Genomic DNA, 17078 nt, shown 5'->3' on the forward strand with positions numbered 1-17078 from the left:
CTGAAGGGTTTTCCCGGACGGAAGGGATGGATGCCCGCTCCGCCCGATCAGGTGGAGTGTTTACCAAGGCGTCGCCGGCAGTCCGGGCAGAGCGCCATTTTCTTCCGGTCGAGTTCGGCCAGGGTGGCAGGCTTGAACATCACGCACTCCCGGTCCGTGCAGTGCTCGAGCCCGAAGAGATGCCCCAGTTCATGACTGCCCTCCTTTGCCGCCCGGTCCGCCAGGTCGTTGAAGTCTTCCGGTCTCCCGTAGAAACGGTTGTCGAGTCGTGCGGTCGAGATGACGGCGCACCCGGTCTGCGGGCGGGCAAGTCCGAAGACGAAGTCGCATCCGCCGACGAAGAGGTCGTGGGTGACGATCAGAAGGACCGGGCCGGTGCATCCTGCCCGATTCTTCATCAGCAGCACACGCTCCAGGATGGCGGCCGCATCATACTGACTCCGTTCAGGGTGGTAGCCGTTGATCAGGGCAGCGGCATCGGCATTGCTGACCGGCATACCGAGGATCATCTCGACGCGCCGGGCGACCGGGAGGCGGAGTCCGACCGGCACCTGATGATCCCAAATAATCGTAATGCCCATTGTACTCAGATCTTCGTGTCGGTCGCGTATAAACATATTGAAGCCTGTTTCGGCGAGTATATCGCCAGAAACTATCACAACGTCATCGAGATCGGCGTCGGGCAGAACGCCGCAGTTGCCGAACGCTGTGTCCGTGCCGGTCTGCGGGTCCGGGCGACAGACATCAGGGAACCACCCCTGATACCCGGCGTGGAGGTGCGGCGCGACGATGTCTTCACCCCGGAGCATTCCTGGTATGCAGGCGCCGACCTGATCTATGCGGTGCGGCCCGGCGTGGAGATGATCCCCCCCCTCATCGATCTCGCCCGCTCCCTCCGCTGCGACCTGATCGTCTACCACCTCGGGAACGAGGTGTATCTCGACGGCGGCGAGGTGATCGAGTGCGGGATCGTCCTCCACCGCTATGTCCGGTCTTAGAACGAATCGAAAAGGGTTGCCTGATTCAGCGTCGGTTGCCGTTCCTCTTTTTTCGGGGGGTCGGCGGCAGGCGGTTCCTCGGGTTCAGGGACGGTTTCCTCCTTTTTCTTCAGTCCCTTCTGGAGCGCCTTCATCTCCTTGATCACTGAGCGGGCCCGCTGTTTGTCGTGGAGGAAAAAGTTCAGTTCGTCGGCATCGAGATCGAGGTTGCGAGCGAAGGCGAGGGGGTGATCCTCGATGAGCAGGGTGAGCAGGGTGAGGTACTCCTCCCTGATGGTGTGCTGGGGCAGGTCCATCGCCCGGGAGAGTTTCTGCATCACCGACGCCCGCACCGCCTTCTGTTTGCGTGCGGCGCCCATCCGCCGCCAGCGGGAGGGCGGCATGATCCGTTGGCGGATCCCGGCGCCGCCTGCCGCCGCCTTGACGCCGAGGAGCATCGTCGCATTGGCATAGCGCCAGAGGGTATAGTACTGCCGCCGGTAGGTGAGCCCGATCCATTCGTCAGCCCGCGAGACAGCGGCATATGCCTTTGCTGCTGCTGTCGGGTCGGTGAGTGCGTGGAGGTTCCCCTCGATCCATTGCACGACGGTGTCGGGTGTGTCATCGACGGCCCTGTTGAGGTTCAGGAGGTCGACGTCCGGTTTTCCGGCGAAGGTGGCCGCAATCAGGTCGAAGATCGTCGCACGCTGGTCCTTGCTCGATGATTGGACGTCCTCCTCATCGACCTCCTGCCGCCCGATCGCCGATGCCTGGAGCATGTTCACGGCCGACCGCACGTCCCCTCCGGCGTTTTCTGCGATCTTTGTCAGCGCCGCCGGGCTGCAGGCGATTTCCTCCTCCCGGCAGATATCACGGAGTCGGGGCACGATTGAGCGGGCCTGGATCGCCCGAAACTGCACCGGTTCTCCAATGGCCTTGAGCTCCTTTGCAAGCCCGTAGAGGTCGTTTGCGATAAGCACTATCGGCTGTCTGGACGTCCTGATGATTTCGATGATCGCCCGGGCGCCGCCCCGATCGGCCGTGCCGTGGAGGTTGTCGGCCTCATCGAGGATGATCAGTTTGCGTTCTGCTCCGCTGAGGCTCCGTGTGGCGCTCGATGTCCCGGCGATCCGCTCGATCACCGCCTTCGTCCGCTGGTCACTGGCGTTGAGCTCCACGATCTCCCACTCCATGTCATGTGCGAGGGCATGGGCGGCCGAAGTCTTGCCGATACCGGGTTTTCCGTGGAGAATGAGAGGCGGACTCCCGACCTTCCATGACCGCGCCCAGTCGACGAGCTCCCGGACGGCAGGGCCGTTGCCGACGAGATCGGTCAGGCTGTGTGGGCGGTACTTCTCAGTCCAGTCCTGTGCGGTGATTTCAGAGGCCACGGTCACGGATGCTCCTGAATGAGTACTTGGCCGGGATGTTATTTGATGGTTGGGAGGGGCAGAACCATTCAGAAAATACCGGACCTCCCGGCAATCCATGACCGACGGTGCTTTCAGCAATCAATCACATACATTATCTTTGATGAAACAGAACACCATACAAGCTTACAGGATGTTGGTGTTATCGTGACAGAGAAGTGTTCCCCCGATTCAGTCGCCAGATCGGTTAGAGAATACGAGGGGGTGACGAGAAAACGCGACATTGGCGAATTGATCGAATGCCTGCGAATTCAGGACCAGCCAAACGTCGTCGCCTCGTTCGGTGAGGATGCAGCGGTGATCCGGCAGGACGGTAATGCCCTCCTGCTCGCTGCCGACGGGATCTGGAGCAAACTGATGGAGGCCGATCCCTTCTGGGCAGGCTATTGCGCCGTTCTTGTGAATGTCCATGACATCGCCGCCATGGGCGGAACCCCTCTTGCCATGGTCGATGTGCTCTCTTTTACCAGCAGCACCATCCGGAGCGAGGTCACCAGGGGGATGCAGACGGCATCGGCCCAGTTCGGCGTGCCGATCGTCGGTGGACACCTTCATCCTGATACTCCCTATTCGGTCATCGATGTGGCAATCCTCGGCACCGTACGGGTGGACGATGTGATCTATTCCAGCGGCGCCCGGCCCGGCGACCGGGTGATCGCCGCCATTGATCTCGATGGGCGCGTCCATCCCTCCTGCATCCTGAACTGGGACTCGGTGACGATGAAGTCCGCCGAGGAGGTCAGGGAACAGATCGGTGTGATGCAGGAACTCGCCCGCCGCCATCTCGTCACCGCCGGCAAGGACATCTCGAACCCCGGCGTGATCGGAACCCTCGGGATGCTCCTTGAGGTCTCGAAGCGGGGTGCGGTGATCGAACTCGATGCCATCCCCCGTCCCGACCTGCGCACGAACAACATCACCTTCGAGCACTGGGTGCGGATGTACCCGGGCATGGGTTTCATCCTCACCTGCAGGGACGAGCATACCGACGAGGTCTGCCGTCTCTTCCGTGAGGCAGGGATGAATGCGGCGGCGATTGGCTGGATCGACGATACCGATACCCTCTCTGTCTCCTATGAAGGGGTCACCACCTCTGTCTTTGACCTGAAGCAGGAAGGGATCATGCGGATCCTGGACAACGCACGCCTGGTATGATCGTCGGCATCGGTGCGGGGGTTGAACCCGCAAAGGTAAGGCGGACGGTGGAGCGGATGGCCGAACGAAAGGGCGATGATCTGCGTATCGTCCCCTATTGCTTCCCCGGTGCCATGGAGGGGGAATGCCGGGAGAGCGATCTCCCCTGGGAGGCGCTGGTGGCGGATCTGGCGGCCGGACGGATCGACGCGGCGGTCAGGGGTAGTCTCCCGGCGAACGAGACACTGAAATGCCTGAAACAGGCATGCGGCGTCGACCGCCTCGAGCGGATCGCCCTGCTGGAAACGGCGGATGGTGTTCGATTTCTGCTGGCGCCGGTCGGTGTTGATGAGGGGTGGAGCATTTCTGACCGTCTCTCCCTTGCCGGCAAGGCACAGGCGATCGCCGCCGGACTCGGACTGCCCGAAGATGTCGCAGTGCTCTCCGGGGGTCGTCTCGGCGATCTCGGGCGTCATCCTGTTGTGGACCGCTCCATGGCCGATGCAGAACTGGTGGCACGGATCGGGGGGTATGAGCATGGAGAGATCCTGATCGAGGATGCCGTGGGGCGGTGTGGGGTGATCATTGCCCCTGACGGCATCTCCGGTAACCTCATCTTCAGAACACTCGCCTTACTTGGAAAGGGAACGGGGCATGGGGCACCGGTAGTGAATATCGACAGGATATTCGTAGATACGTCGCGCGCCTCTCCAGATTACACCGGTGCCGTTGAACTCGCCGCATCGATGATTCGTCCCAAAAATCCTGAAATTAAGGGTTAAATTTTAAAATAGCCCTCTTAAAATTAATCTGCACTTTTCCTTAAGATATGTCATCTGATCCGCATCTCCACGATGAATCCATCTCCGATACGGTATCCGGCGCCATTTTGGCGGCCACAATCAGAAAGGTTTAAATACTCTTCGGGAAACTGTTAATTTAGAGGTAATTGGCATGGCAGACTTACCTATCGCAGCGGTTGTTCGGATCGCCAAGAAGAATGGTGCTGAGAGAGTAGGCAGCGATGCAGCTGCGGCCCTTGTCGCAAAGGCCGAAGTATACATCGCCAGCCTGACCAAGGAGGCAAACCGCCTCGCCCAGCACGCGGGCCGCAAGACGATCAAGGAAGAAGATGTTGAACTCGCGGCAAAGTCCGCCTGAGTTCACCTTTTCTTTTCATCTATCTGTTCTCTCTGTTTCTTCTGTACCGTATCCAAGATGTGGATGGCGGGCAGTTCAGCATTCTGCACAGGTTCCAGGTCCTGTATTCACCATGAATCCTCTCGTTTTCGCGCTGAGATTGTGTGCAGGAACGGTCCCTGAACGGAACGTTGTTGCTGAACCGTCCCGGCCATATCGCAATGAGAGGGAGTCGGAGGTGAACACCCCCGTCTCCGAAAATTCAGGTTCAATCGGTCCTGCCATTATCACGGGGTGCCCCTGAACCAGCCCCCCACAAAAAAGAGTATTCGTAGGTTCAGAACGTGCCCTTGGTGCTTGGCACGCCGCTTTTCGCCGGATCGATCGCCGCCGCCCGCCCGAGGGCGATCCCGAACGCCTTGAAGATCGCCTCGGCCATATGATGGTCGTTCCTGCCATAGTAGCGGATATGGGCGGTGATGCCGCCACGGCCGCAGAGACCCTCAAAGAAGTGCCGGAAGAGGGTGGTGTCAATGCCGCCGACGGTATTGCCGTTGAACTCGCCGTTCCAGACGAGATAACTCCTTCCGCCGATATCCAGCACGACCTCGGCGAGCGCCTCGTCCATGGGGACGGCGGCGTGCGCAAAGCGAACGATCCCCTTCCCTTCGCCGATCGCCTCGCGGATCGCCGCCCCCATGACGATCCCCAGGTCCTCGACCAGGTGGTGGGCATCCACATCGAGGTCGCCCTCTGCCGCCACCCTGAGGGCAAAGCCGCCGTGGTGGGCGCATGCCGTGAGCATGTGGTCCATGAAGGGGATCCCGGTCTCGATCGCCGGTTCACCTCTGTTGTCCAGCCCGATCGATAGGCTGATATCGGTCTCCTTTGTCCGTCGAATAATCTCTTTCTCTCTCATCGTGCCGCCTCCAGTGCCTCCTCAAGCATGATCTTCCCGCTGTAGAGGGCTGATCCAAGCACCGCCCCCGCAACGCCGAGATCCCGCAATGTCCGGACGTCTGCGGTGCTCGAGATCCCGCCCGCCACCACCACCGGCAGATGGGTCCTGCCCAGAAGCGCCGCCACCGGCGCCGTATCGATGCCCTGGCAGAGCCCTTCCACGCTCACGTTGGTGTAGAGGAGCGATCCGGCCCCGAGCAGTTCAAAGCGTTCGGCCCAAGAGAGGAAGTCGCCGGCCTCTTCCTCCCAGCCCTCGATCACGACCCGTCCTTCGCGGGCGTCCACCCCGGCCATCACCTGCTCCGGGCCGTACTCCAGGGAGAGGTCGCGGACGATTTCAGGTTCCCTGACGGCGATCGTTCCCAGGATCACCCGCCCGACGCCGATATCGAGCCAGGAACGGGCGTCCTCCATGCTGCGTATGCCGCCGCCGAGCTCCACGAACACGCCGGTCTCCTGGATCAGGTCCCGGATCACGGCGGCATTCGCGCCGGCACTCCCGAAGGCGCCGTCCAGGTTGATCACATGAAGGGCGTCGGCGCCTGCATCCAGCCAGCGTCGTGCGTTTTCCAGGGGTGTGCCGTAGGCCGTGGCAGACTCCCGCCGCCCCTGCACGAGCTGCACGCACTGACCGCCCAGGATGTCAACCGCAGGAAAGATCATCATGGGGCATCAGGGGATCATCCGCTCGATCGACATCACCAGGATGTCCCTGGCCCCCGCCTGTTTCAGGCGGGTGATCAGCTGGTAGACGCGCTCCTCCGCCACCACGGCATGCACCGCCACCAGTCCGTCATGCGAGGCGACGTCCATCACCGTCGGCCCGCCGAGTCCGGGGAGGAGTTCCTCGATCTCCGGGAGAACGTCACGGGAGGCGTTCATCATGATATAGCACTGCCCCTTCGCCCGCACCACGCTCTCAAGGGCCAGGAGCACCTCGTCGATCTTCTGCCGCTTCTGCTGGAGGGAGTCGGGGTTTGCGATCACCCAGGTCGTCGTCGTCAGCACCTCGCCCAGGATGCGCATCCGCATCGCCTGGAGGGTGGTGCCGGTGCTGGTGAGGTCGACGATGGCGTCGGCAATGCCGAGGTGCGGGGTTGCCTCGCAGGCGCCCCCCACCGGGACGATCGTGACCCCCACCCCGAAGCGCTCGAAATAGGCGCGGGTGATGTTCGGGAACTCGGTCGCCACCTTTGCGCCTGCAAGATCGGCGACGGCGTTCACCTCCGCCTCCTCCGGGACGGCGACCACCAGTCGTGCCCGCCCCATCCGCAGGTCGAGCAGTTCATTGACCACAGAACCGCGCTCCATCACCATATCGTGGCCGGTGACGCCGATATCGGCGGCGCCGTTCGCCACATATTCGGGGATGTCGATGGGCCGGGCGAACAGCACCTCGATCCCGGGGTCCACGGTCTTGGCGATGAGGTTGCGCCCTCCGGTCTCAACCAGATGGATCCCGCTCTTTTCCACGATCTCTCTGATGGGCTGTGCGATCCGTCCCTTGTTCGGGATGGCAAGGCGTATCCGGGTTGTCTCGGTCATGTCTCTCTCACTGCTGGAATGGGTGCTTATCGGTAAAAAGGGTGTGTGCGGGTTTCAGAAGGTCTTCAGTTCCCCTCTGATCACCCGCTCGGTGACCGAGGCGATATCTGCAAGACCGGTGTCGATGACCGCCTCTACGCCGGGCATAATCTTTGACATATCATATCCCGGTTTCGGGATCACCTGTGCGCTCGCCACCAGGGGCTGGTCGATGGGGTGACCGATCTGGGAGAGGAGGCGGATATAGATCTCCTCGATGCCCTCCACCTCGGCGACGCAGGTGTTTGCGACCTCGGTGGCGAGCAGGTTGTAGATCTTGCCGATGTGGTTGATCGGGTTCTTGCCGCTCGTTGCCTCCATGCTCATCGGCCTGCCGGGGGTGATCAGCCCGTTGCAGCGGTTGCCGCGGCCCACCGATCCGTCGTCGCCCATCTCGGCCGAGGTGCCGTTCACGGTCAGGAAGACGCTGCCGGCGGTGATGTCGTCGGCGGTGTTCACGTCTACGTGCACCTTCCTGCTGGTGAACTGCGGTGCGATCTCCTCGATCGACTCCCGCAGGCGGTTCACCGTCTCGACGTACTCCCCGATATCGGTGAGGTAGCGGTCGACCATCGCCACGGCCAGGGTGAGGGTGATGGCGTCGGTGTCACGCAGCCCCATCACCTTGACGTCGGTGCCGATCGCCGGGTTGCGGGGCCGGTAGACATCGTCGATATAGTCGGAGACGCCCTTGACCAGACTCTCGGTCTCACTGAAGGGGGCGTGCCCGATGCCGAACGAGGTGTCGTTCGCCCGCATCATCGCCGATCCGCCGCAGGCCTTGAAGACGTCCCGCAGGTCGGTCGAGCCCGATCCCATGCGGCAGTCCACGATGATGTCGCCCTCCATGTTCATGATCGGGATGATGCCCCTGACATAGGCGCGTGCCGCCTCGACGGCGATAGTGTCTGCCGGGATATTGATGCCATCAAAGGATTTCGTCGCCCTTCCGGTCAGGAGGGCGTATATCGGCCGTACGACCCGACCGCCCCCGAAGTGGGGGATCGATTCGCCGGCCACGATCTCGCCCTGGTCGGTGTTGTGGTGCAGGTAGACGCCGCACTCCTCGATATAAGCCTTGCAGAGGGCTCGGGATATCGCCTCTGCGATGCCGTCGGCGATGCTGTCCGGGTGGCCGATGCCCTTGCGCTCGACCAGTTCGATCTGCTGCTGTTCGATGGGTGTCTGTTCGATCTGTTCAACCCTGATATTTCTGCTCATTTCATCCCTCAATATCGTAGAATAATAGTAAGACGATTGGGCATCATTTAACGTTTACTATATTTCAACGTGGTTGCTGGCGCCGTTTCTGAAAAGGGCTCATGATTCTTGGAGAAATCTGCCGGTATTTCTCCCGGGAAAGGGATGAGATGCTTGTTATGTTTGTGGGTAATATGATCGGGGGGTGATGGTCTCTGTCGATGCCGCGCTGGGGGGTTCGTTCTATTCGGGGATGATGAGGGTTGTTTCGGTCGTTTTCACTCATTCCTGCCTTTTTTGTGCCCCTGCGTGGAGGGGGTGGGAGCCCCCAATCCAGAAAAAATGGTAGCAATTATTCTATCAACGAAAACCAGGCATCTCGCAGCCCCACATTATATTGGGCGATGAACAGGGCGTCGCCCACCTCGATCACGCCGTTTGCGTGGACGTCGGTCCTGGTAAATGCGTCTGATCCTGCCGTAGGCTTCACGGCGAGGCCGACCACCTGCCGCAGAACCCGCAGGGTGTCGGCCTGGTTCACCGTTTCGTCACCGTTTGCGTCGCCATAGAGCACCGGCGTGACGGTGATGTATGCGGTGTGTGTGCAGGTGTCCGCGCCCCCGTTCACCGAGAGGGAGACGGTGTAATTGCCGGCGGCGGTGTAGGTGTGGATGGGGTGTTGTGCGGTGGAGGCGGCGCCGTCCCCGAAGGACCATTCCCATGAGGTCGGGGCGCCGTCTGAGGTGTCGGTGAACTGCACCGTCAGGGGTGCAACACCCGAGGTCTGATCGGCGACAAATGAGACGTTGCCCGGCAGGACGGGGGCAGTGAACCGGATCGCCGCCTGTGCATACGGGACGCCGTCGAGGTCTGCGAGCGCCTTCGGCTGCGGGGCGGCGTAGAGGGTATAGGTGCCCTCCTGGAGCGCCCCTCCCAACACGGAGGCGGTGTCCCAGCAGTAGTCCCAGGTCTCGTCGATCTTTACGGCGACAATGGTGAAGGTCGACGGATCGTCGCTCTCTACCGCTGCCGAGAGGTTCACGAGGTTGACCCCGGACGCCGGCAGCCCCGGCCCGGTGAGGAAGAGATAGGTCATCACACTGTCGGTGTTCACGCCCGAGAGCGTGATTTCGTCACCGATCTCTGCGTCGCCCGGCGCTGTGATGCTGACCTCCCCCTTCTCGACCTGCACCTGCACCTCAGCGGCGTTCTGACCGTTCTCACCGTCAACGACCCGGATGGTGAACGTCTGATCCGCCGTCAGTGTCGAGGTCTCGAACTGCACCGTGCGGTTGCCGCCGCTGTCGGTGGTCACATAGGCCCTGGTGCGGCTGAAATTCGCCGCTCCCTCGGGGAGGGGGACATCGTCGCCGCTCTGGACGCCGGTCTGCCCGGCGGCGATCAGCGGGTAGTCGTCCTCGATGGAAAGACCGGCGTCGGCGACCGAGAGGATGTACTGCCTGGCGTTGTCGCCGCTGACGGTAACACTGAAGGGATGGCTCCTGACCACGCTCCCGGTGCTCGCTTCGAGTGTGAGCGGGCGGTCGAGGATCTCGACGGTGACGGTGTTCGAATCATAGCCCTTCCCTGCGAAATCACTCGACGATGGCCAGACGGGGCGCAGGGTGTAGGTGCCGGCAGCGGTGCCGTTCAGGTCGATCCCGGTGAGGTCGATTGTGGAGGTGTTGACCGGGATCTCTCTCAGGTCCAGCCCGCCGAAGGTGGCGACCTTCTCACCTGCGGGAGTTGTGACCTCGATCGTGAGGACGGCCGCGGCCGGGGAGGTGTAGAGTCCGTCCAGGTTGTTCTCCAGCCTGATGGCGAGATCGGCGGTGCGGGTGACAGAGGTGGTGTTGACAGAATTGGTCGTGCCGTTCAGGACGATGCCGAGTTCGACCGCCGGTTCACGGATCTCTACCCAGGGCTCACCGCTGATCGGGGCGTCGGCGCCCCATGCGTAGTAGCGTCCCGGTACGAAATTGCCGTCATAGACGGCATCGAAGGAGGAGGGTTCGGGGACGTCGAGGCCGACCGATGGGGTGCTGATGTGCACCAGTTGCCGAACGTCGCCGAGGGCCGTCAGGTTCAGCCCCTCTTCCCCGAGGTAGATGGTGTTCCCGCTCCGGATGCCCTTGTAGAGGCCGTTGAGGTAATAGCGGGAGGGGTCGGCGGTAACTGGATAGAGCACCTCGAATGTGCCCGGCACCGGGACGGCGGCAAAAGCAAGGTCGGTGCCGGCGGTGTTTTCCAGGTTTTTGACACTGATCTCCAGCGGACTGGTGCCGCCCGGTTCGCCGGTGGCATTGAGCACGACGGTGCAGACATGGATATCGCCGCTCAGACCATAGACATCTACGAAGCTGATGCGGGTGATGCCGTTCTCATTGTCGATATTTGATCCGAAGTTGTCCAATGTCGAACTGACCGAATCCACCGTGACCACGGCGGGATCATAGGTGAGGTTGAGGCCCACCGCACCGATGGCGGTGGCGTTGCTGATGGTCAGGTTTGCGGTCGTGACCTCGCCCTTCGCCGCCTTTGCATGCCCGAGAGTGATGTGCATTGGGTTGAGGACGGTGATCAGGTGCTGCTGCGAGCAGGTGTCAGAATTGCCGGCAGTGCTCACTGTAAGGTTCACAGTGTAGGTGCCCGCCGCCGTGTAGGTGTGGGTCGGGTGCTGCTCGGTCGAGGTGTTCCCGTCGCCGAAGGTCCATAACCAGTTTGTTGGGTTTCCAGTCGAGGTATCGGTGAACTGCACCGTCAGGGGGGCGGTGCCGGCGGTGATGTTGGCGGTGAAATTCGCCTCAATTGTCGGGAGGTCCTCCACGCAGAGACGGGCGTCTGTGGTCTCCGGGGAATATCTGCCGGCGAGATCGTCGTCGATCTTGGTGGCGGTGATGCTCAGGTTCGTGGCGCCGCAGGCGTCACCGCGGAGGGTCAGGGTGCAGAGGGTGAGGTTCGTGGCACCGCTGCCCACCGAATCCATGAGGTCAACTGCCTGGGCATACGCCACGTCGGCGGGGAGAGTGCTGTTCACCGGCAGGATCGCCCATGGGGGATAGGAGACCCCGACGATTTCACCGATGGAAGGATCTGTCAGGGTGACGCTGATATTGAACCCGGAGAGTCCGGCCGGAGCGGTATCCATTACAACGGCGTAATAGGCCATCTCACCGGGAACGATCGTCGCATCAACAGGGCTGAACGAGAGCCCTGTTCCAGGGATCGGGGTTGGTGTTGGGGTCGGAATATTCCCGACCGTGATGGCGGTGGGGACAGCGGTCGGTGCGTAACGCCCGGCAACATCGTCGTCGATCTTGGTGGCGGTGATCGTCAGGTTCGTGGTGCCGGGGGCATCACCGCGGAGGGTCAGGGTGCAGAGGGTGAGGTTCGTGGCACCGCTGCCCACCGAACCCATGAGGTCGACCGCCTGGGCATACACCGCGTCGGCCGGGAGACTGCCGTTTACCGGCATGATCGCCCATGAGGGATAGGATACCCCGACAATTTCGGCGACAGACGGGTCTGTCAGGGTGACGGTGATGTTATACCCGGAGAGTCCGGTCGGGAGAGCGTCCACCACCACTGCCACGGTGGTGGACTCACCCACATCCAGGGTGGCGTCAGCGGCGTCGAGGGTGATGGTGGGCTCAACCGCGGCAACGACGCCCGTTGCCAGCAGTGATAGGACCAGGAGAAAGAGAAGGGATCGTCGGTATGGCAGTGACATGATCATTCACCTCGTTTCAGTTTCAGCAGAAGGAGTGCGCACAGCACCAGCCCGGCAAGGCAGGAGGTGCCCCGGTCAAATCCGGGCGCCGCCTCTGGAGGAGTGGTGGTCTGTTCATCGGCAGGGACTGCCGGGGAGGGAGAGGGAGATGTGGTTATGATCTCCGTCGTTTCGGAGATGTCGGGTGCGGCAGGAGAATGTGGTGTCGCCGTCATACGCGGGCCCTCGACTGAGGATGGCGCCTCATCCTCTGTCGGACCGTCCCCCGTCTCGAAAGTCTCCGCAGTTCCCGCCCCGACCTGCACCGCTACCCACAGGGGATCGAGGGTGTAGCGCCCGCCCTGGTCGTCATCGACGACGACCGGCGTCACCGTCATCGTGACCCGACCGTCGGCGATCCCCCGGATGGTGATGGTGGCCAGGACGGTCGGGTCTTTTCCGGGCTCTGCCCCCATCTCCAGGTCGACGGCCTGGATCCAGGTGTTCGGTGCCGGGATGCTGCCGTTCATCGGCATATTTGCCCAGGTGGGATACCCGACCGCCACGATCTCGGCGATGCCGGTGGGGTTCAGGGCAAGGCTCAGGTTATAGCCTGAGAGTCCTGCCTCGGCACCGTCCAGAGTGATCGTCAGGTCTGCTGTGCTCCCCCCTGCCGGCAGGGAGAGGAGGTCCGGCCCCCCCAGCGCCGGCGATGCCAGGGCCGGAACGGCGAGGGAGGCGAGGGCGACGACGCAGAGGATGGCTGCACACGTCCGCATGCTCCGTTACACCATCCGGTAGAGTATGACCACGTCGTTGAAACCGACAAACCCGCTTCCATCGTAGTCGAAGGCCGCAAGCGGCTGTTTCGACTCGATGAAGTTCATGTTCTGGTAGTAGATCACCACATCGTTGAACCCGATGAAGCCGTTGCCGTCGAGGTCTTCGTAGAGACCGTCACCGTCCGGGTCGGTCGGCGGCGGGAAATAGCCGCCGGCAGGGTTCGGGAAGGGCAGGATGTTCTGGACGGTCAGGGTTGCATCCGTGACGGTCACTTCGTAGCGCCCGCCGATGGTGTCGTCCACCTTAGTGGCGGTGATCGTCAGGTTCGTGGTGCCGGGGGCGTCGCCTCTCACCGTCAGGGTGCAGAGGGCAACGTCTGTGGCGCCCGACCCGACCGAACCCCCGAGGTCGACCGCCTGCACATAGACGGCGTCGGTCGGCAGATTGCTGTTCATCGGCATGTTTGCCCACGTCGGGTAGCATATGCCGACGATCTCGCCGACCGATGGGTCACTCAGAGCGACGGTGATGTTGTAGCCGGCAAGCCCGTCCGGCACGCTGCTGAGGACGACGGTGATGTTGGATGTGGCCCCGATGGCGACTTCTGAGATTGCAGGATCGAATGACAGGGTGTTCTCTGCGGGTGATGCGGTTACCGTGATATAGCCGCTCTTTGTTTCGGTGTCGTTGCCTGCGGCGTTTGTGGCGGTGAGGTCGACGGTGTAGGTGCCCGGGGCGGTGTAGGTGTGCGCCGGGTGCTGCGCCGTGGATGTGGTGTTGTCCCCGAAGGTCCATGACCAGTTTGTCGGATTCCCGCTGGAGGTGTCGGTGAACTGCACGGTGAGGGGAACGGTTCCACTGGTGGTGCTGGCGGTGAAATTCGCCACCGGTGCGCTCGGTGCCGGGGGTTCGATGATCCCGGGATCGGAGAGCGTCTCTGTTGCCGAGACATCGTGGTTCGAGATGAAGAAGGTCGTGATGGGAATATGCGGGGTCGTGATCGTCGTCCCGGTGAGCGTGATGTTCACCCTGGTGTCGTCGTCTGCGACAAACACGTTTGTTCGTGTGATTTTCGTCGTGGCGATACTGGTTGTGGTGAGCGTGATGTTCACCCTGGTGTCGTCGTCTGCGACGAAGACGTTTGTTCTGTTGATCTTCGTCGTGGCGATACTGGTCGTGGTGAGCGTGATGTCCGCCCTTGCGTCATCATCTGCGACGAAGACGTTTGTTCTGTTGATCTTCGTCGTGGTGATCCCGGTGGCGGTGAGCGTGATGTCCGCCCTTGCGTCATCATCTGCGACGAAGACGTTGGTGCGCGCCTCGGCGGTGGTCGGGATGCTGAAACTCGCCAGCGTCCCCTCCGAAAAGGTGTCGGTGCCGTTGACGGTGATCCCGCCGGCGGTGACATTGAGCGCTCCGACTGCCGGGATCAGGAGGAGTGCGATGAGGACCCAACCGATCAAAAAACGGGGGAGGGGCATGTCCGACCCCCCTACTGGAGAATGACGAATGCGAACCCGACACCCGCATAATTATTACCGTTATCGTCCCCCCCCCAGACCTTTACCGTATGCGGGGTGTCTGGGGCGAAGGTGTCAGCATCGAGGGCGATGCGCCAGGCGATACCCGAGGAGAGGATATCCCTGTTGAGGGTGAGCACGTCGTCAATATAGAGTTTAGCGTCATTATCATTATCATCAGAGTATGAACGACCGTTGTAAATCGCGAACGCATAACTCGACTCAAAGGTGGTCGGCGTGGTGTTGCTCGGGGCATAGTAATGCACGAGCTCTGTTCCGCCTTCCGGGACGCGGTTCACAAAGAGCATCATCGTGGTCGCATCCGGGTACTCGAAGTCATAGTACTGGACGGTGTCCATCAGTTCCAGCACCCTGATATCGTTATCGACGACCTCGGAGAGCACCGTCTTGATGCCGGCATGGAATGCCGAGTCGGTGATCTGCGGGTTGGTTGCGTCCATGCCGGTCCAGTTGACGAATGCGCTTGCCGGATACCCGCTGTTCGTGTACTTGTTGTAGCGGGGGGCGTATGCGACGACGTTCCCGCTCGTATCGGCGTAGATCTTATAGTCGAGGTATGAGGAGGTGTAGTTCCCGATCACATAGTTGTCGCCGACCTCCTCGAGACCGGTACACACCGATGCCGCATTCGAGAGATCGATGGGGGTGCCGGTGGAGACATATGCGCTGATGCCCGCCCGATCCGCGGGGAAGGCGGTGCCGGCATCTGCCGTTAAGGGTGCCAGTTCTGCGGACGCATACCCGATGACGGAGATGAAGGGGGGCGGCAGCAATGCCACGGTGCTCCGTGATGACGTTCCATCAACCGCTCCGGACTCCACCGTCCCCGGAACACCCGGGAGGAGGGCGGAGACGATCAGGACCGATGCGACAATACAGATGCCTGCCAGACAGGCGCGAAGAGTAAAATGACCATATTTTTCCATGCTGTACACACCCTGGACATGCGGGGCGCCAGATCTGCGGCGCCCTCATAAATGTGAATTGAAGAGGTGGACAGATAGTCATTCCACGCTTGTGTTTCGATCGTCAGAAAATATTATATATACCTTTTGGAATCATCACGATATATTTTGTATATGTTGACGGTTTTTTCTCATGCCGGACGGTGAACCGGTGCATCTGCCGATATATTCCTCCTGGTTCACTCTGCCGGGAGAGGGGTGTGCGCTTCCGGCACCTCCCCTCCGTCTTCAGGCGTATCTGGCGCCTTTAATTCAGAATTTTCGTGTTCAAATGCCTTTGAGAGGATATATTCCTGCATGGGTATGGAATGCCGTTTATAATACTCAAACAACCGTTCTCCCCATGCATGTGCCTCCGGCGACGAACACACCAGACCGTTCTGTGTGTCGAACACCATCTCATCCCGTAAAAAGAGTTTTGAAGATAAGCACCGCTCCGTGACCGTCAGGCCCATCGGGAGGGGGAGTTCAGTGACACGGAACTGCAGGTTCCTGAACCGGTAAAGGGAGGCGACTTTCTCCTGGTACGGTTCCTGGTGGAGGTGGTACGCGAGGTCAGGGGATACGACGATCTCCACCGGCACCCCTGCCATCACCCTCGCCCCGATGGCATCGGCGAAACCGGGGTTTGCCATGCTTGTAAATCCATGGATATAGTCTGCATCTGCGAGCAGGTCCAGATAACGCTCATAGTTCAGGAAAAAGGATGTCGGTTCATCGGAGATGATCTCGGCCTCAACGAGGTCCCCGATCGTATGCAGGGCAAATCCGGGGAATCGCTCAAGGGAGTGGGTATTCCAGAAATCCCCGTGGCGGGTTGCCGTCGCAAAGGTGACGACGAACTCCTCCATCGTCGCCGCCACGCCGCTCCCCGTCTGCGTCAACCTGTACGTGTGCCGCCTCTCGGTCACCCACCCCATGCGCTCCAGCCACCTGATACGGGGGGTGAGGGCGTTTGATGTACACCCGGAGACCCTGTGGAGTCGAGGACGGTTTTTCTGCCCTTCGTTCAGTTCGAGCAGGATGCCGGCAACGATACCTGACCGAAATACTGTCCGGATTGCCTTCTGATTTTCTATGAATCGATCAATCAGGTGCTGAGAGGATTTTTTTTCAAGGGTCTCACGTCCCGTTCCCGGGACATGGTTCTCCTCAGATCGGACCGCTGCGATCACATCGATCAGATGGGGGGTGATGATCCTTGCGGCATTGCTCAGGGCATACTGATCCTGACACCTCTCGATCAGCCCTTCGTTCACGAATATATTGAGTTTCGAGACGACGGCCGGCATGGTGTTGCCTGCTGCGGTGCAGAGGCGGTGCGGACTCAGTGGACCGTCCCTGAGGAGGAGCAGAATTTTTATGCCGAGGGTGGAGCGGAAAAATGATTGAATGCCTGGATGGCATCTTTTGAAGAGCCTGAGGTGTGGTGTCCCGTATTCTCGAACGGTGTTATTTGAAGCCATGGGCCAGTATCTCTGGATTGTCCAGAAGATCATGAAAATGGTGATCTATCCTGGAATGGTGGGGAGTGCGTCTGCCGGTGGGGTGGATGAGGGGTACAGTCCGTCTCTGCAACGCCGGATCGGGTTGTGATATCCGGTCAGACAGTAATTTTCCTGATTTTCTGTTGAAAAGGGAGTAATGAGCCATTA

15 protein-coding genes are annotated in these 17078 nt (G+C 60.9%); 4 read left to right on the forward strand and 11 right to left on the reverse strand.

Translation table 11 applies throughout. The annotated features are described in order from the left end of the window. Window positions 1-47: 47 nt before the first annotated feature. Entirely contained in the window at window positions 48-617 is a 570-nt protein-coding gene (locus CUJ86_RS04625) for an archaemetzincin family Zn-dependent metalloprotease (protein WP_328590944.1), read from the reverse strand. On the opposite strand from CUJ86_RS04625, the gene CUJ86_RS04630 reads away from it, so the two are divergent. Next, window positions 597-998, forward strand: coding sequence for a UPF0146 family protein (locus CUJ86_RS04630; RefSeq protein ID WP_130646397.1), 402 nt, complete (start codon window positions 597-599; stop codon window positions 996-998). The two genes, CUJ86_RS04625 and CUJ86_RS04630, sit on opposite strands and share 21 nt — an antisense overlap. Here CUJ86_RS04630 and CUJ86_RS04635 read toward each other — a convergent pair. Next, the gene (locus tag CUJ86_RS04635) at window positions 995-2368 is read right to left on the reverse strand and encodes a replication factor C large subunit (RefSeq protein WP_235855580.1); all 1374 of its coding nucleotides are present in this window, start codon (window positions 2366-2368) and stop codon (window positions 995-997) included. The two genes, CUJ86_RS04630 and CUJ86_RS04635, sit on opposite strands and share 4 nt — an antisense overlap. Before the next feature lie 186 nt (window positions 2369-2554). Between CUJ86_RS04635 and CUJ86_RS04640 the strand changes: the two genes are divergently transcribed. The 3 genes from CUJ86_RS04640 (at window position 2555) to CUJ86_RS04650 (ending at window position 4702) form a co-directional block, all read left to right on the forward strand. Continuing rightward, window positions 2555-3562: a methanogenesis marker 2 protein gene (locus CUJ86_RS04640; protein WP_130646399.1), complete on the forward strand. Its 1008-nt coding sequence runs from the start codon at window positions 2555-2557 to the stop codon at window positions 3560-3562. Beyond that, on the forward strand, window positions 3559-4323 hold the full coding sequence (gene mtxX, locus CUJ86_RS04645) for a methanogenesis marker protein Mmp4/MtxX (protein WP_130646400.1): 765 nt from the start codon (window positions 3559-3561) through the stop codon (window positions 4321-4323). The genes CUJ86_RS04640 and mtxX overlap by 4 nt, the downstream gene beginning before the upstream one ends. 172 nt (window positions 4324-4495) lie before the next feature. Continuing rightward, window positions 4496-4702, forward strand: a complete 207-nt coding sequence (locus tag CUJ86_RS04650) for a histone family protein (protein WP_130646401.1) — start codon at window positions 4496-4498, stop codon at window positions 4700-4702. Between the two features lie 316 nt (window positions 4703-5018). Here CUJ86_RS04650 and hisB read toward each other — a convergent pair whose 3' ends face one another. The 9 genes from hisB to CUJ86_RS04705 all read right to left on the reverse strand — a co-directional run bounded on the left by hisB (window position 5019) and on the right by CUJ86_RS04705 (window position 16889). Then, window positions 5019-5600 (reverse strand): imidazoleglycerol-phosphate dehydratase HisB, encoded by a 582-nt coding sequence (gene hisB, locus CUJ86_RS04655; RefSeq protein WP_130646402.1) that lies wholly within the window; start codon window positions 5598-5600, stop codon window positions 5019-5021. Next, window positions 5597-6307, reverse strand: coding sequence for a 1-(5-phosphoribosyl)-5-[(5-phosphoribosylamino)methylideneamino]imidazole-4-carboxamide isomerase (gene hisA, locus CUJ86_RS04660; RefSeq protein ID WP_130646403.1), 711 nt, complete (start codon window positions 6305-6307; stop codon window positions 5597-5599). The genes hisB and hisA overlap by 4 nt, the downstream gene beginning before the upstream one ends. Before the next feature lie 6 nt (window positions 6308-6313). After that, the gene (gene hisG / locus CUJ86_RS04665) at window positions 6314-7186 is read right to left on the reverse strand and encodes an ATP phosphoribosyltransferase (protein ID WP_130646404.1); all 873 of its coding nucleotides are present in this window, start codon (window positions 7184-7186) and stop codon (window positions 6314-6316) included. A 54-nt stretch (window positions 7187-7240) separates the two neighbouring features. Beyond that, window positions 7241-8446, reverse strand: coding sequence for a methionine adenosyltransferase (locus CUJ86_RS04670; protein ID WP_130646405.1), 1206 nt, complete (start codon window positions 8444-8446; stop codon window positions 7241-7243). A 331-nt stretch (window positions 8447-8777) separates the two neighbouring features. Beyond that, window positions 8778-12155: a PKD domain-containing protein gene (locus tag CUJ86_RS12130; RefSeq protein ID WP_328590945.1), complete on the reverse strand. Its 3378-nt coding sequence runs from the start codon at window positions 12153-12155 to the stop codon at window positions 8778-8780. Between the two features lie 2 nt (window positions 12156-12157). Next, a complete protein-coding gene (locus CUJ86_RS04690) occupies window positions 12158-12913 on the reverse strand; it encodes a hypothetical protein (RefSeq protein WP_130646406.1) in 756 nt (251 codons plus the stop codon). Window positions 12914-12919: 6 nt separating this feature from the next. After that, window positions 12920-14398: a PKD domain-containing protein gene (locus tag CUJ86_RS04695; RefSeq protein WP_130646407.1), complete on the reverse strand. Its 1479-nt coding sequence runs from the start codon at window positions 14396-14398 to the stop codon at window positions 12920-12922. A gap of 11 nt (window positions 14399-14409) precedes the next feature. Further along, window positions 14410-15384 (reverse strand): hypothetical protein, encoded by a 975-nt coding sequence (locus CUJ86_RS04700; RefSeq protein ID WP_130646408.1) that lies wholly within the window; start codon window positions 15382-15384, stop codon window positions 14410-14412. Between the two features lie 218 nt (window positions 15385-15602). Beyond that, window positions 15603-16889 carry a helix-turn-helix transcriptional regulator gene (locus CUJ86_RS04705; protein ID WP_165394783.1) on the reverse strand — a complete coding sequence of 429 codons (1287 nt, stop codon included), beginning with the start codon at window positions 16887-16889 and terminating at the stop codon, window positions 15603-15605. Window positions 16890-17078 lie beyond the last annotated feature (189 nt).

Source organism: Methanofollis fontis (genome assembly GCF_004297185.1).
Classification (GTDB): domain Archaea; phylum Halobacteriota; class Methanomicrobia; order Methanomicrobiales; family Methanofollaceae; genus Methanofollis; species Methanofollis fontis.